Below are 15192 nucleotides of genomic sequence, written 5' to 3'. Positions count from 1 at the left end.
CGGCCCTCAGGCCGAGCAGCGCTCACCGTTGAGGGTGAAGGCGCGGGGCGGGGAGTTCCGGCTGTCCCAGGTGGCGAGGAAGCCCACGGAGAAGGGCTTGCCCGCGTCGATCCGCTGGTTGTAGTCGGCCGGTGTGGTGGTCACCGTGGAACCGCGCTGGGTGAAAGAGCCGTTCCACATCTGGGTGACGCGCTGGCGGTCGGGGAAGTCCCAGGTGATCCGCCAGGTGTCGAGCGCGCTGCGGGAGGTCAGCGTGACCTCGGCCTTGAAGCCGTCGGGCCATTCGGTGACCAGGTCGTAGCGGGCCGTGCAGCTGGGCTTGGTCTTGCCCTTGCCCTTTCCGTTGCCCTTGTCCTTGTCCTTGGGCTTCCGGGTGGGGCCGTCGGAGGGCTGGTGGCCCCGGCCCTCCGCGGCGGGCGAGGAGGCGGGCGGGTCGGCGCGCTTCCCGTCCTTGTCCCCCGCGCGGCCGGTGTCGTCCTTACGGTCGTCCTTCCCGGCCTTGCCGCCCACGCCGTCGCCGCTGCGGGAGGACGACGGCTCGGCGGACCCGCCGCCGGTGCGGCTGGGGGTCCCGCTGCCCGCAGGCGCGGCGTCCGAGGGGGTGATCGGGGCGCTGGAACCGCGGCTCACCCGGCCGGTGGCCTGGTCCCCGTTCCCGTCGCCGGACACCGCGGCGGTCCTGGTCAGCGCGACCGTCGTGGCCAGCGCCACCACGGCCACCACCGCCAGGGCGACGGTCGCCGTACGGGCCCTGCGCACACCGTGCACGGCTCTTCGGCGCCCGGTCGGGCCGACCCGCTGGCGCAGCAGGCGCGGCGCCATCATCAGCGGGCCGCCGACCTTGTCCAGGACCCGGTCCCGTAACGGGATGCGGACGGCGTGCGACGCCGGTGCGGTCGAGGCGGGGGCGGCGCCCGGGGCCCGCTCGACGGCTCTTCGGCGCCGCGCCACGTACCCGTGCCCGCCCCAGCCCAGCACTCCTCCGGCCAGCGCGTTGGGCAGCCCGCCGCCGTGCAGATACAGGCACGCGGCGGCCTCACGGCAGTTACGGCAGCGGGCCAGGTGCTGCCACAGGTCCGCGGGGGAGTGGGCATCCGGCGAACGGGTGGCGGCGTCCAGCAGCTTGGCGTAGCTGCGGCACTCCTCATGGCTGAGGGTGTCCAGATGGTTGCGCTGGCAGCGCTGCCGGAAGGCGGCCCGCACCCGGGCGATCTCCTCGGTGGCGTACGCGATGTCGCCGCCCAGCTGCCAGGCCAGCGCCTCGACCGGCTGCGACTCCACCTCGATTTCCCACAGCATCGCCCCGTCGCGTTCCCCCAGGTCACGCAGCCCCCGCAGGGCGAGCGGCTGTTCTCGTGGCGGGACGGCGTAGCGGGCGACGCCCGTCGAGGAGAGCCAGACCCGCAGCTCCGGGTCGAGCCGGTCGCCGTCCCGGGTGGTGTGCCAGTCGGCGGCGGTCTTGCGTACGGACGTCAGGAGCAGCGGCAGCCACGGCAACCGCGGCCCCCAGGAACGGGCCCGCCGATTGCGGGCGGCCCGGATACCGCGCCGGAACGCCTCGGTGGCCAGCCGCATGCCGTCTTCAGGGGTGGTGGTGCACAGGTTCGCGTAGTCGGCTACCGCGTCCCAGTAAAGGTTGAGCAGGGCCGTCGGGGAGACGGCGTCGCTGTCCGCCGCGGTGACGGACGGTTGGCCGGGTGGCGCGAAGGCGCCGTCCCGGGATGCCGAGTGGTCGGGCATGGAGGCACATTCCTCACTCACGAACAGTGGCGCCCCCGCCAACGGGGGCAAGCCTCTCACATGGGGCCGCGGGGTTGGGCAGCCAACAGCACAGATCTGACTCGGAGTTGGGGATTCCCCTTCACGGGTGGGCCGAGCCTTTCACGTCCGTGAGTCGACTGACAAGAGACGATAGAGGAGTGACGGAGGAGTTGTGTCCAAGGGTCCCGAACCACGCCGCCCCGGGGCCCTCGGGTCGTGAGTGACGTATCGTCAGATGTGTGCATGACGGTGCGTCAGGGAGTGCCACCGGCTGCGCCACGCTCTCGCCGTACGCGCGACTTGTTGTATGAGGCATCAGTAGCCTCAGGCAATTGCTTTCCCTGGTCGGGTCCCCCTTCCCTCACACGTGGCGGAAGGGGAGTGTGCAGGGGACGTAATCGCTCGCGATCGGCGGATGTGACGCGCTCGCAACCGGGGGTTTTTACGGTGTGGGGCAGTGGGAGAGGCCCACCGCGAGCGAGAGAGGGGCATTCGTGACGGCATCGGCTCAGTCGGCGCGGGCGGCGCGCACCGGCGCTGCCCCGGGGGTGGCGGGGCCGGTGCGGAGCGTGTGCTCGTACTGCGGGGTCGGGTGCGGGATCGTGCTCGACGTCGGGCGGGGCCCGGACGGGCGGCGGACGGTGCTGAAGGCGTCCGGCGACAAGGCGCACCCGGCCAACGCGGGACGGCTGTGTACGAAGGGCGCCACCAGCGCGGACATGCTCCGGGCGGCCGGACGGCTGGAGATGGCGCTGTCGCGGGACGACCGGGGCGCGGAACCGGCGGCGGTCGGGGTGGACGAGGCGATCACCGCGACCGCGCGGCGGCTGCGGGCGGTCCTCGACGAGCACGGGCCGGACGCGCTCGCCCTCTATGTGTCCGGGCAGATGACGCTGGAGGCGCAGTACCTGGCCAACAAGCTGGCCAAGGGGTTCATCGGCACCAATCAGATCGAGTCCAATTCACGGCTGTGCATGGCCAGCGCGGGCAGTGGCTACAAGCTGTCGCTGGGGGCGGACGGGCCGCCCGGGTCGTACCGGGACTTCGAGCACGCCGAGGTGTTCCTCGTCATCGGCTCCAACATGGCCGACTGCCATCCGATCCTGTACCTGCGGCTCATGGACCGGGTGAAGGCGGGCGCCAAACTGATCGTGGTCGATCCGCGGCGCACCGCGACCGCCGCCAAGGCGGATCTGTTTCTGCAGATACGGCCGGGGACGGATCTCGCGCTGCTCAACGGGCTGCTGCGGCTGCTCATCGAGGGCGGCTACACCGATCAGGAGTTCATCGCCGAGCACACCGAGGGCTGGGACGCCATGCCCGCCTTCCTGGACGACTATCCGGCGGAGCGGGTCGCGGAGATCACCGGCATCCCGGAGGCGGACATCCGCGCGGCGGCGCGGTACATCGGCGAGGCCGGGGAGTGGATGAGCTGCTGGACGATGGGGCTCAACCAGTCCACGCACGGCACCTGGAACACCAACGCCCTGGTCAACCTGCATCTGGCCACCGGCGCGATCTGCCGCCCCGGCAGCGGGCCCTTCTCGCTCACTGGCCAGCCCAACGCGATGGGCGGCCGCGAGATGGGGTACATGGGGCCGGGGCTGCCCGGGCAGCGGTCGGTGCTGGACGCGGACGACCGGGCGTTCACGGAGGAGCTGTGGGGCATCGAGCCCGGCACCCTGCGGACGGACGGGGCCGGTCTTGGCACCGTCGAGATGTTCCGGCGCATGGCGGACGGGGACATCAAGGCGTGCTGGATCATCTGCACCAACCCCGTCGCCTCGGTCGCCAACCGCCGGACGGTGATCGAGGGGCTGGAGGCGGCCGAGTTCGTCGTCACGCAGGACGCCTTCGCCGAGACCGAGACCAACGCGTACGCGGATGTCGTGCTGCCCGCCGCGATGTGGGCCGAGGCCGACGGCGTGATGATCAACTCCGAGCGCAACCTCACGCTCGCGCAAGCGGCCGTCGACCCGCCCGGCGAGGCGCTGCCGGACTGGCGGATCATCGCCCGGATCGCCTGCGAGATGGGGTACGGGGACGCCTTCGGCTATGAGAGCGCGGAGGAGATCTTCGAGGAGATCAAACGCGCCTCGAACCCGAGGACCGGCTATGACCTGCGCGGGGTGACGTACGGGCGGCTGCGCGAGACCCCGGTGCAGTGGCCTGCGGCGCCGGGTGACGGTGACAGCGACGGCGACGACCGCAACCCGGTGCGGTACGTGAACGACGGCGTCAGCCAGACGCTCCTGGTACGGGAGGACGGCACCCGGCCGCGCCTGGTCTTCCCCACGCCAAGCGGCCGCGCCGTCTTCCACGCCCGCCCGCACATGGACGCCGCCGAGCTGCCGGACGACGACTTCCCGTTCGTGCTGAACACCGGGCGGGTGCAGCACCAGTGGCACACGCTCACCAAGACCGGCAAGGTCGCCAAGCTGAACAAGCTCAACCCGGGGCCGTTCGTGGAGCTGCATCCGCGCGATGCGGAGCGGCTGGGTGTGGGCGAGGGCGACGCGGTGGAGGTGGCCTCGCGGCGCGGGCGCGCGGTGCTGCCCGCGGTGGTGACCGACCGGGTGCGGCCGGGCAACTGCTTCGCGCCGTTCCACTGGAACGATCTGTTCGGGGAGTACCTCAGCGTCAACGCGGTCACCCATGACGCGGTCGACCCGGTGTCCTTGCAGCCGGAGTTCAAGGTGTGCGCGGTGTCCCTGGCCAAGGTGGCATCGGCCCCACGGTCCGCCTCCGACGCGGCCGCGGGAACGGGCTCCGCCCCGGCTGCGGGTGGTGCCACGGTTTTCGGCGGCCTGGACGCGGCCACCGAGGCCGCCCCGGTTGCCGGGGGTGGTGTGGTCGAGGGGCTGGTCGCCGCCTTCGGGGTCGCCGACCTCGCGCCGCCGCTGCTCACCGAGCCCGAGCGGCAATACCTGCGCGGCTTCCTCGCCGGGCTTCCCGGCGTGGCCGCGGCCGCCACCGCCGTCCCCGTCCTGCCGCACGACGCGCCCTTCGCGCCCGAGCACGCCCTGTGGGTCAACGGCGTCCTGGCCGGGGCCTTTTCGCGGGCGGGCGCCCCCGCCCCCGTGGCGGCCCCGGACACCGCCGCACCCGGGGCGGGCCCCCGCGAAGTGGTCGTCCTGTGGGCCTCCCAGACCGGCAACGCCGAGGACGTCGCCGGTGCCACCGCCCGCCGCCTCGCCGAGACCGGGCGGCAGGCCCGGCTGCTGGAGATGGACGGCCTCGCCGCCGCCACCCTCCCCCGGCCCGCCGACATCCTCGTCATCAGCAGCACCTTCGGCGACGGCGACGCCCCCGACAACGGCTCCGGCTTCTGGGAGTCCCTCTCCGCCCCCGACGCGCCCCGCCTGGACGGCACCCGCTACGCCGTCCTCGCCCTCGGCGACTCCTCGTACGACGACTTCTGCGGCCACGGGCGCCGCCTGGACGAACGCCTCGACGAGCTGGGCGCCGTACGCCTCGCCCCGCGCACCGACTGCGAACCGGACTACGACGAGCCCGCCCGCGCCTGGCTGGACACCGTCCTGGACGCCCTGGGCAGCGCGGACACCAGCCCGCCTCCGCCGGGACCGCCCGCCCCGGCCGCCCGCCCCACCAAGGCCGAGCCGTTCACCACCCGCCTCATCGGCAACCGGCTGCTGAGCCTGCCCGGAGCGGCCAAGGAGGTGCGGCAGTTCGCGTTCGACACCGGCGACGGCGCGCTCGCGTACGAGGCCGGGGACGCGCTCGGCGTCTGGCCCGAGAACTGCCCCGGCCTGGTCGCCGAATGGCTCGCCGTCACCGGCCTCGACCCGGCCGCCGAGGTGGCCGTCCAGGCCGTCCCCGGCGCCGACGTGGCGCCGATGCCGCTCGCCGACGCCCTCCGGAGCCACCTGGAGATCGCGAAGATCACCCCGGACCTGCTGCGCTTCGTCCTCGACCGCACCCACGACCACGACCTCAAGCGGCTGCTGCGCCCGGACAACAGGGACGGTCTGGCCCAGTGGACCTGGGGCCGCCAGGCCGTGGACGTCCTCGCCGAACACCCCGTACGGGCCTCCGCCCAGGAGTGGGCCGACGTCCTCAAACGGCTCCAGCCCCGGCTGTACTCCATCTCCTCAAGCCCCCTCGCCCACCCCCACGAGGTGCGGCTGACCGTGTCCGTGGTGCGCTACGAGAGCCGTGGCGGCACGCTCCGCAAGGGCGTCGCCTCCACCCACCTCGCGGACGCCGCCGCCGACCACCCGGTGTCCGTCTTCGTCCAGCGCGCGCCCGCCTTCCGGCCCCCGGCCGATCCGACGACGCCGATGGTGATGGTCGGCCCCGGCACCGGCGTCGCCCCGTTCCTCGGCTTCCTGGAGGAGCGCAGGGCGCGCGGCGCGACCGCCCCCAACTGGCTGTTCTTCGGCGAGCAGCGCCGCGCCAGCGACTTCTACTACGCGGACGAGCTGGAGCAGCTGCGCCGCCACGGCACGCTCACCCGCCTCGACACCGCCTTCTCCCGCGACCAGCGGTCCAAGGTGTACGTCCAGGACCGGATGCGCGAACACGGCGCCCGGCTGTGGGCCTGGCTCCAGGACGGCGCCCACTTCTACGTCTGCGGGGACGCCACCCGGATGGCCAAGGACGTCGACCGGGCGCTGCGCGACATCGCCGTCGCCCACGGCGGGCTCGACGAGGACGCGGCCGAGCTGTACGTCAAGCAGCTCGCCGCCGACAAGCGCTACGCCCGCGACGTGTACTGATCCCTCACGCATCATGGGTGGATGCACACGTACCGGATCGGAGAGGCGGCGGCCCTGATGGGCGTCAGCGCCGACACCCTGCGCCGCTGGGTCGACAGCGGACGGCTCACCGCCGAGCGGGACGAACAGGGCCGCCGGATCGTCCCGGGCCCGGCGCTGGCCGCGTTCGCGCGGGAGCTGAGCCGTGGCACGGAACGGGAGGGCAACGGCGTCTCCTCGGCCCGCAATCGCTTCACGGGCATCGTCACCGAGGTGATCCTCGGCGATGTGTCCGCGCAGGTGGAGATCCAGGCGGGGCCGTTCCGGGTGGTGTCCATGATCAGCCGGGAATCCGCGGAGGAGCTGGGCCTCGAACCGGGCGTCCCCGCGGTGGCGGTGATCAAGTCGACCAACGTGGTCGTCGAGAAGCCATGAGCTGAGAAGATGCCCCCGTGAGCGAACGGGGAGAGCGCGGCGGGCGGAATCGGGCATGGCGGCGGCACCTCGTCGCGGGGGCGGTGAGCGTCCTCGCCCTCGGGGTGGCGGTCGCCCATCTCGTCAAGCCCGACCTGAAGATAGACAACGTCACCGTCGCGCTGCTGGTCATCGCGATCGTCCCGTGGCTGCGCACCCTCTTCACCAGCATCGAACTGCCCGGCGGGCTCCGGGTCGAGTTCCGGGACGTCGAGCAGCGCATCGAGGCGGCCGAGGCCATGGCCGACGCCGCGCTCGTCGGTGGCGGCGGCGGGGGCGCGGGGGACACCGACGACCCGGCGGCCCGCGAGGAGGTCCGCAGGCTGGCCGCCGAATACCTGTCGGTGCGCGACTCCATGCGCTCCGGATCGGCCCGTACGCAGCGCATGAACGGCATCTTCGCGCGCCTGGTGCGCGCCACCCAGCGCATCGCCGACCCGGAACTGACCGCCTGGCTCAGGTCATCCGACGGCGGCTTGCGCCTCGCGGCCTACGCCCGCCTGTACGCCGTACCGGACGGTGCGCTGGACCTGCTGGCGGACGCCGTGGTGGACGAGCCCCTGGCCTTCAGCCAGTACTGGGGCATCCGCGCCCTCGACAAGGCCGTGGACCTCGTCGGCCCCGACCATGTGCGGTCGAGTGTCGTACGCCGTCTGGAGGACTGCCGCCCGAACGGCGACGACCGGGTCCATCTGCTGAACCGCCTGCTGGCGAAGATCCACGGCCTCCCGTAGCCCCGCCCCGCTCCGCGATCACGCGTCCGTGATGACCACCTTCCCGAAGTGCCCCCGCCCCGCGAAGTGGCGGTACGCGGCGGGCGCTTCCGCGAACGGGAAGGCGCGGTCGATCACCGGACGCAGCCGGTGGCGCTCCAGCGCCCGGTTCATCTCCTCGAACATCTCCCGGCTGCCCACGTACATCCCCTGCAGCGTGATCCCCTTGCGCACCACCGCGATCGGATCGACCCCGCTGCCGTCGGCCAGCACTCCGATGACGCTGATCCGGCCGCCGGTGCGGACGGCGGTGAGCGACTGGGGCAGGGTGCCCGCGCCGCCGACCTCCACCACGTGGTCCACGCCGCCGCCGGTCGCCTCGTACACCGCCTGCCCCCACGCGGGCGTCCGTACGTAGTCGATGCCGTCCGCCGCGCCGAGCGCGCGCAGCCGGGCCAGTTTGGCGTCGCTGCTGGAGGTGGCGATGACGTGGGCGCCGCCCAGCGCGGCGAATTGCAGCGCGAAGAGCGAGACGCCACCGCTGCCCATCGTCAGCACGGTCTGTCCCGGCGCGACCCCGCCACCCGTGACCACCGTGTGCCAGGCGGTCACGGCGGCGCAGGGGAGGGTGGCGGCCTCGGCGAAGTCCAGGTGGGCGGGGGCGGCGACGAGGGCGTCCTGGTCGAAGAGGACGTACTGGGCGAGGACGCCGCCGGACGGGCCGCCGAGCGCGCCCGAGGTCCTGTCCGCGGTGGCCGGGCCGGAGATCCAGCGCGGCATGAAGATGCCCACCACCCGGTCCCCGGCGGACCACCGGGTGACCTCGGCGCCCGCGTCGGCCACCTCGCCCGCGCCGTCGGACAGCGGCACCAGGCCGGGGGTGAGCGCGCGTCCGTAGGTGTCCGAAGCGATCATCAGGTCGCGGTAGTTGAGCGACCAGGCGCGCATCCGGACCAGCACCTCGCGCGGCCCGGGGGCGGGGACGTCGCGCTCGGCGGGGCGGAGGGCGTCCACGCCGGTGAAGCGGGGGAGTTCGTAGTAACGCGTCGTGTTCCGTGTCGTCATGCGGGGATCCTCACCGCGTGGCCGCTGACGCGGACGCGGGTGTCGTCGGGAGTGATGTCCACCAGAAGTTCGCTGGGCCGCCCCATGTCCTCGCCCTGCCGGATCCGGACCCTGGCCGCCTCCTCGACTTGGCCGGTCGCGCGCAGATAGCCGCCGAAGGCGGCGGCCGCGGCGCCGGTGGCCGGGTCCTCCACGACCCCGCCGACCGGGAACGGATCACGGGCGTCGAAGTCGAGCCGGTCCGGGTCCGGCCGGTGCACCAGGTGCACGGTGGTCCAGCCGCGCCGCCGCATCAGCTCCTCCAGCGCGCCGTAGTCGTACGCGAGGTCGGCGAGCCGGGCGCGGGTGGCGGCGGCGAGGACGAGGTGGTCGTTGCCCGCGAACGCCACGTGCGGCGGGAGGGCCGGGTCGAGGTCGTCCGGGGACCAGCGCAGCGCCGCCAGCGCGGGCGCGGTCTCCGTGGCCTCGTCGGCGGGGCGGGTCCGGGTGGGCACGCTGGTGAGGGTGGCGTACGGCGCCCCGCCGTACGTGCTCGCTCCGCCGTACGTGCTCGCTCCGCCGTCCGTGCTCGTCGTCACCCGGACCTCGCCCGCCGCCGTGTCGAAGACCAGCTCGCCGGGGCCGTCGCGTTCGGCGAGGGCGACGGCGGCGGCGACGGTGGCGTGCCCGCAGAAGGCGACCTCGGCGCGCGGGCTGAAGTACCGCACCCGGTAGTGGCGCCGGGCCGCGTCGCGTGCCGTGAGGAACACGGTCTCGGAGTCCCCGACCCGGGCGGCCAGCGCCACCATGGCGGCGGCGTCCTCGCCGAGCGGACCGGCGTCGAGGACCACACCGGCGGGGTTGCCGCCGGAGGGGTGGGTGGTGAAGGCGGAGTAGCGCAGCACTTCGGTCATGCCGTCCACGCTTCCACCGGGTCGCCATCGCGTCCAACGATTCCTTTCGCTGGCCTCCATCGAGAAACCCGATACCCTCCTTACGTGGACACCAGACTCCTGCGCACGTTCGCGGCCCTGGCGAGGACCGGGAGCTTCACCGCCACCGCCGCCGAGCTGCATCTCGCCCAGTCCACGGTCACCGTCCAGGTCCGTGGCCTGGAACGGGAGCTGGGCACCCGCCTGTTCGACCGGCTGCCCACCGGCGCCGTCCCCACCAGCGCCGGGCGGCGGCTGCTCGCCGAGGCCGAGGACGTGCTCGACGCCGAGGCCCGGCTGCGCGCGGCGGCCGCAGGCGTCGCCGGGGCCCAGGGGCCGCCGGAGGGGCAGGTGGCCCTCGGCGCGGGCGAGTCCCTGTGCGCCTCCCGGCTGCCCGCCGTGATCGCCTCCCTCGCCCGCAGCCACCCCGGCATCGAACTCAACCTCCACCCGGCGGGCAGCGCCGCCGCCGTCGAGGGGCTGCGCGCGGGCCGCCTCGACCTCGCGCTCCTCCTGGAGCAGCGGGTCGACCACGCCGACCTCGCCGCCCGCGCCCTCGCCCGCGAACCGCTCGTCTATCTCGCCGCCCCCGGCCACCCGTTCGCGGACCGCACCGTGGGCTGGGCCGAGCTGGCCCGGCAGACCTTCTTCGTCCACGAGGAGGGCTGTTCGTACAGCGACCACCTGGTGCGCACCCTGCGCACCGTCCCCGGTCCTCCGCCCCGGCTCACCCGCTTCGGCAGCATCGAGGCCGCCCGCTCCTGCGTCGCCGCCGGGCTCGGCCTCACCCTGCTCCCACGGGCCACGGTGCGGCGCCAGCTGGCCGACGGCACGCTGGCCGAGGTCCACGGCCCCGAGATCCCCCCGGTGCCGGTCCAGCTGACCCACGCCCGCCGCCGCTGGATCAGCCCCGCCGCGCAGGCGGTCGCCACCGAACTGGCCCGCCTGCTCGGAGGCTAGAGCAGCCGCTCGCCGTCATGGGCGCGGACGGCGGGCGGGGCGGCGGTGTCGGGCGCGTCCAGCGCGTCCAGGATGCGGGCCGCGTACGCCTCGCTCGCCAGGTCCGGCACCTCCGCCCGGGTCGCCCAGCGCCAGGCCCGGGTGCGCGGGCCGGTCGCGGGGGTGCCGTCGAGGGCCCGGCAGCGGAAGACGAGACAGACGCCCAGGCCGTTCATGTCCTTGTAGACGCCGGTCAGGGCCGCCGGAAGCGCGATCTTCACGCCCGTCTCCTCCAGCAGCTCGCTCCGCAGGGCGTCGGGAATCGTCTCGTCCGGGCCCAGCGGCCCGCCCGGCGGCTCCCAGGTCCTGCTGTCCCGGCGCTTGATCAGCAGCGCCCGGTCCCGCTCGTCGACGATGACACCGGCGACGTTCACTGTGTGCGGGCGGTCCACGGTCACGTTTCCTCGGCCCTCTCGACTGGCTGCGCGCCCCTCACGGTAGCCCAAGTCCCTTGGGGTTCTACGCTGTCGGCAATCCGCCGGGGACGGTACGGCGGGGAATCACCAGGCATAACGAACAACGGGGGACACATGCGGACACGCATGAGGATGGCCGGTGCCATCGCCGGGGCACTGCTCATCACGGGGTGTGGCGGCTCGGGCGAGGGCGGTACGACGGACGTGGCCAAGAAGCCGGACACCAAGCCGACGGCCGCGCCATCGGTGCCGATGGAGACCACCGTGAAGAAGGCCACCTGGACGGACCAGGACCAGGCGCGGCAGCTGAAGGTGGCGCCCATCCGGCTCATCCGGGGCAAGGACGCGGATCTCAAGCGGGTCCGGCTCGACGACAACGTCGACGGGATGGTGCCGTTCTACCTCACCGTCTCGTACACCAACACCGGCAAGGCGACGCTGCAACGGCCCGACCCCGAGGACAACTTCACGATCACCCTCGCCGACGGGACCCCCGGCCGCCCGATCGAGCTGATGAACATGAACCCGCTGGCCACCGAGTCGGCCGTGCCCAAGGAGTGCGACAAGGGCGGCCCCGCGACCCTGCCGCCGGGGAGTACGGGCGAGGCGTGCCAGATCGTCATGCTGCCCAAGCACCGGACGCCCGCGATCGTCTCGTACACCGACGAGGCGAGCGGCGCGCTGACGTGGAAGATCGGCGACGGCAAGGGCTACGCGGGCACCAACGGCCTGATGGCGGTCGGCCAGTCCGCCGACGCCATGTGGCAGGACGACAACCGCGACGTCCCGATGACCGTCACCCTCACCGGCATGCGCGAGGGCGACATCGGGGACCTGAGCCGCTTCCAGCTGAGCGCGGAACAGAAGAAGATGACCCCGTACTACGTCACCCTGCGCTACCGGAACCGTGGCACGCACGTGCTGCTGCCCACCATGCAGGACGGCGTCGCGGTGAGCAGCGCGGGCGGACAGCGGATCCAGCCCATGACGTTCATGGACTTCTCCACCCCGGGCAACGGCGTCGGCGACTGCCGCAGCGCCGTGGCGCACACCCGGCTGAAGCCCAAGTCCTCGCTCACCATGTGCTCCGTCCACATGATGCCCTCGGGCGATCAGCCGGTCGCGGTCACCTTCAAGGGCGAGGGCGCGGGCGCCCACCAGTTCGGCTGGCGCGTGCCGTGAGCTGATGCCCCCTAGGAAGGGGTGTCTTCGAAGTACGCGTCGAGGACCTCGTCCAGCTTCGCCGCCCAGTCCTTGAGGGCGCCACGGGCCGAGGCCTCGACGTCGGCGGCGTACCAGCGGTGGGCGGTCGTGTAGACGGTGACGCTGAAGCGGCGGCCGAAGCGAGGGGTGTCGATCTCCACCGCGCCGATCTCGTCCCAGGAGAACTCGGCGTTCTCGCCGTCCAGGTGGAAGGCGACGCCGGAGCGCCCGGCGGTGATCGAGCCGCGGCGGTCGGAGACCTCGAAGACCGGCCCGTCCTCGGCCTGCTCCTTCGCGTCGTCCGGCTCGTCCGCTGCCTCGTCCGGCTCCTCGGCTTCGGTCTCGGCCTCGGTTCCGGCCTCGGTTTCGGCTTCCGCTGTCTCCTCGTCCTCGTCCTCCGGCTCCGGACCGGCCTCTTCCGGGGCCTCCGGCGCTTCCGGGGCGTCCGAGGCCTCCGGGGCCGTCTTCTTCGCCTCCGCGGTCACCTCCTCGGGCGCGTCCGGGCGCGGGGGCGTCAGGCCGGGGATGTGCCCCGGATCGGTCCCGGCGGCGGGTACGGGCGGGGTGATCGGACCTATACGCTGCTCCACGCCCGGCAGTATGTCGGATGAAGCTGTGCCAGCGACACCCAGTCCCCGACTGTCTCTCCGACTGTTCCGCCGCGCGTCACGATCACGCGACGTCGATGCCGTACTCCCGCACCAGCGCCTCCAGCCCGCCCGGGTAGCCCTTGCCGCCGATCACGAAGTCCCAGTCGTCATTGGCCCGGCGCCGGAACGAGCCGAGGACCAGGGCGGTTTCGCCCCGGCGGCCATCGGAGACCTCCAGCTGGCCGAGTTCGGCGCCCGCCGCGTCCAGCAGCCGTATCCGGGCGTCGGCGAAGCCGGACAGGTCCGCCCCGGGGTCGACCTCGGGGTCGACGGCCGCGACGAGGACGAGACGGTCGGCCTCGGGCGGCAGCGCGTCGAAGGCGACACGGACCGCCGCCCGGTCGGGGGCGGTGGCGGGCAGGGCGCTGACGGTGCCGTCGGGGGTGCGGGGGTTGTTGAAGAAGACGAAGTGGTCCTCGCTCAGCACCCGGTCGCCGTCGCAGACGAGGGCGCAGACGTCGAGGGCGACCTCGCCCGACCAGGACATGCCCAGCACGTTGTGATCGGGCGCATCGGGAGAGTCGGGCGCATCAGGGGAGTCGGGCGCGTCAGGCGAGGGTGAGGCGGGACCGGCGGCGGCGCCGTCGCCCAGCCGCCCCCGCAGCCCGTGCCGGTGGAGCAGGTCGACCAGCTCCACCCCGGACACCAGCTCCAGCGGCTTGCCGTGGGCGAACGTATGGGAGCCGGGCCCGAACCGCGAAGTGGTGACCAGGACGCCCTTGTTCGCGCCGCTGCCCTGGACCGTCCCGTACAGATCGCGCACCGCGGTCGGCGGCACCGTGGCCCGGTAGCGCTTCACCTGCACCACTATCCGGCCGCCCCGGATCGGCGCGGGGTCCATCGCCTCCACGTCCACCCCGCCGTCGTTCGACCGCTGGGTCGTCACCGCCCGCATCCCCATGGCCCGGAACAACTCCGCGACCAGCGACTCGAAGGCGATCGGATCCATCGCGAGCAGATCCGGTTCGTCGCCCCCGCCCTGGGTGAGGACGCCGGAGCCGACCTCGTCCGGCGTCCGCCCGGGCGTCACGGCGGCGCGCTGGTCGGGGCGCGTGGACAGCCGCCCCTGGACGCCGTCGACCAGGCAGTCCACCGCGCTCACCTGCTCAAGACGCAGTTCGGCGAAGGCGGTACGGGTCACCGTGACGGTCGCCAGGACGATCCGGGCCCGCTGGCCGGTCGCCGGATCGTGGTCGTCCACGAACCCGTTGAGCGCGACCGACTCCAACGTCCCGGACCCGTCAACTCCGGCCTCGTCCGCCGCGAACAGGTCCCGCAGCGCCAGCAGCACGCACTGCGCCAGCACGTCCCGGTACAGCGCCCGGCGCTGCGCGGCGGAGCGCGCCGTCTCCCGGTCCTCGTCGGCACCGGCCATGTACCGCACCGACTTGACCTCCGGGACGATGTCGTAGCGCGGCAGCTCCCAGTCCAGTACGAGCTGGCGCGCGGCCGGGTCGTACGCGGCGGACACCTCGCGGGGCGGGCCCTCCGGCCACACCGGGGAGGCGTACGAGGCGTGGTAGAGCGCCGCCGTGAAGTACTCCACCACCGCCTCGGGGTCACCGGCCCGCACCTCCGCGACCAGGTCCGCCACGCCCGCGTTGTACCGGCGTATCTCCGCGATCCGCTCGGCGGCCCACTCCTCGTACCGCCGCCGGTACGCCTCCAGCCGCCGCACCCGCTCGGCCTCCGCCGCCTGCGCGGCCCGCCAGTCCCGCTCGTACCGCTCCCGCGCCTCGTCCCGCTCCCGCCGCCCGGCGCCGAAGCCCCAGCCGCCCTGCGGCTGGTAGTGCCGCTGGTCCGGCATCGGTACGGGGTGGGCCAGCGCGCCCGGGTCGAACGGCTCGACCCGCTCGGGCTGTTGGAGCCCGGCCGGGCGGAACGCCGGTGCCCGGCACCCGGCCGCCAGCAGCGACCGCAACGCCTCGACCCGCGCCTCCAGCTCCTCCGTACGCCGCCGCGCGTCCGCCTCGCGCTGCCGCCGGTACGCCGCCTGCCGCTCCCGCTGATCGCGCGCCCGCTCCCGCTCGGCGGCCCGCCGCCGCCGCTCCTCGTCGCGCTCCTGCCGCGCCCGCGCCCGCTCCTGGGCCTCGCGCTGCCGCTGGGCCTCGGCCCACAGGGAGATCAGAACGCCGGATCGACCGTAGCGACGGCTCATATACGACTCCCCCCGGGCCCACCGGACCCCACCCTCACACCTGGCCCCCAACCAGCGGTAACGCCCCGATTCTAGTGGCCGCCGGAAGCCCCGGGGCTGTTCGCACCGGGGCCTTCCGCGACAG

Annotated in this window: 11 protein-coding genes; 5 read left to right on the top strand and 6 right to left on the bottom strand. The window is 73.6% G+C overall.

Annotated features, from left to right (window positions below; genetic code table 11):
* Positions 1–6: 6 nt before the first annotated feature.
* The gene (locus tag ACWC5C_RS26675) at positions 7–1740 is read right to left on the bottom strand and encodes a cellulose binding domain-containing protein (protein WP_450879279.1); all 1734 of its coding nucleotides are present in this window, start codon (positions 1738–1740) and stop codon (positions 7–9) included.
* A 581-nt stretch (positions 1741–2321) separates the two neighbouring features.
* On the opposite strand from ACWC5C_RS26675, the gene ACWC5C_RS26670 reads away from it, so the two are divergent.
* Genes ACWC5C_RS26670 through ACWC5C_RS26660 form a run of 3 tightly spaced genes read left to right on the top strand, consistent with a single transcriptional unit; the run spans position 2322 to position 7687 of the window.
* Complete coding sequence (locus tag ACWC5C_RS26670; protein WP_450879444.1) at positions 2322–6500, top strand: molybdopterin-dependent oxidoreductase; 4179 nt, start codon at positions 2322–2324, stop codon at positions 6498–6500.
* Between the two features lie 21 nt (positions 6501–6521).
* Complete coding sequence (locus tag ACWC5C_RS26665) at positions 6522–6914, top strand: TOBE domain-containing protein (protein WP_450879277.1); 393 nt, start codon at positions 6522–6524, stop codon at positions 6912–6914.
* Between the two features lie 17 nt (positions 6915–6931).
* Positions 6932–7687 (top strand): hypothetical protein, encoded by a 756-nt coding sequence (locus ACWC5C_RS26660; protein WP_450879275.1) that lies wholly within the window; start codon positions 6932–6934, stop codon positions 7685–7687.
* 18 nt (positions 7688–7705) lie between these two features.
* Here ACWC5C_RS26660 and ACWC5C_RS26655 read toward each other — a convergent pair whose 3' ends face one another.
* The gene (locus ACWC5C_RS26655; RefSeq protein WP_450879273.1) at positions 7706–8731 is read right to left on the bottom strand and encodes a zinc-dependent alcohol dehydrogenase family protein; all 1026 of its coding nucleotides are present in this window, start codon (positions 8729–8731) and stop codon (positions 7706–7708) included.
* A complete protein-coding gene (locus ACWC5C_RS26650; RefSeq protein ID WP_450879271.1) occupies positions 8728–9624 on the bottom strand; it encodes a PhzF family phenazine biosynthesis isomerase in 897 nt (298 codons plus the stop codon). The genes ACWC5C_RS26655 and ACWC5C_RS26650 overlap by 4 nt, the downstream gene beginning before the upstream one ends.
* A gap of 84 nt (positions 9625–9708) precedes the next feature.
* Here ACWC5C_RS26650 and ACWC5C_RS26645 point away from each other — a divergent pair, with 84 nt between their 5' ends.
* Positions 9709–10602: a LysR family transcriptional regulator gene (locus ACWC5C_RS26645; RefSeq protein ID WP_450879269.1), complete on the top strand. Its 894-nt coding sequence runs from the start codon at positions 9709–9711 to the stop codon at positions 10600–10602.
* Here the strand turns inward: ACWC5C_RS26645 and ACWC5C_RS26640 are convergent.
* Positions 10599–11039 carry an NUDIX hydrolase gene (locus ACWC5C_RS26640; RefSeq protein ID WP_450879268.1) on the bottom strand — a complete coding sequence of 147 codons (441 nt, stop codon included), beginning with the start codon at positions 11037–11039 and terminating at the stop codon, positions 10599–10601. The genes ACWC5C_RS26645 and ACWC5C_RS26640 overlap by 4 nt on opposite strands.
* 144 nt (positions 11040–11183) lie before the next feature.
* Between ACWC5C_RS26640 and ACWC5C_RS26635 the strand changes: the two genes are divergently transcribed.
* Complete coding sequence (locus ACWC5C_RS26635; protein WP_450879266.1) at positions 11184–12239, top strand: hypothetical protein; 1056 nt, start codon at positions 11184–11186, stop codon at positions 12237–12239.
* An 11-nt stretch (positions 12240–12250) separates the two neighbouring features.
* Here ACWC5C_RS26635 and ACWC5C_RS26630 read toward each other — a convergent pair whose 3' ends face one another.
* Together ACWC5C_RS26630 and ACWC5C_RS26625 are read right to left on the bottom strand one after the other, a co-directional pair.
* Positions 12251–12850 (bottom strand): hypothetical protein, encoded by a 600-nt coding sequence (locus ACWC5C_RS26630; protein WP_450879264.1) that lies wholly within the window; start codon positions 12848–12850, stop codon positions 12251–12253.
* A gap of 82 nt (positions 12851–12932) precedes the next feature.
* Complete coding sequence (locus tag ACWC5C_RS26625) at positions 12933–15068, bottom strand: restriction endonuclease (RefSeq protein ID WP_450879262.1); 2136 nt, start codon at positions 15066–15068, stop codon at positions 12933–12935.
* Between the last annotated feature and the right edge of the window lie 124 nt (positions 15069–15192).

The sequence above is a fragment of the Streptomyces sp. NPDC001700 genome (assembly GCF_053596435.1).
The sequence above is the reverse complement of the archived record's forward strand: the minus strand, read 5'-3'. Positions and strand labels throughout refer to the sequence as shown.

Excerpts from the sequence above, each read along its gene's own strand:
- ACWC5C_RS26675 (WP_450879279.1), bottom strand. The coding sequence starts at position 1,740 with ATGCCCGACCACTCGGCATCCCGGGACGGCGCCTTCGCGCCACCCGGC.
- ACWC5C_RS26650 (WP_450879271.1), bottom strand. The coding sequence starts at position 9,624 with ATGACCGAAGTGCTGCGCTACTCCGCCTTCACCACCCACCCCTCCGGC.
- ACWC5C_RS26665 (WP_450879277.1), top strand. The coding sequence starts at position 6,522 with ATGCACACGTACCGGATCGGAGAGGCGGCGGCCCTGATGGGCGTCAGC.
- ACWC5C_RS26625 (WP_450879262.1), bottom strand. The coding sequence starts at position 15,068 with ATGAGCCGTCGCTACGGTCGATCCGGCGTTCTGATCTCCCTGTGGGCC.
- ACWC5C_RS26635 (WP_450879266.1), top strand. The coding sequence starts at position 11,184 with ATGAGGATGGCCGGTGCCATCGCCGGGGCACTGCTCATCACGGGGTGT.
- ACWC5C_RS26655 (WP_450879273.1), bottom strand. The coding sequence starts at position 8,731 with ATGACGACACGGAACACGACGCGTTACTACGAACTCCCCCGCTTCACC.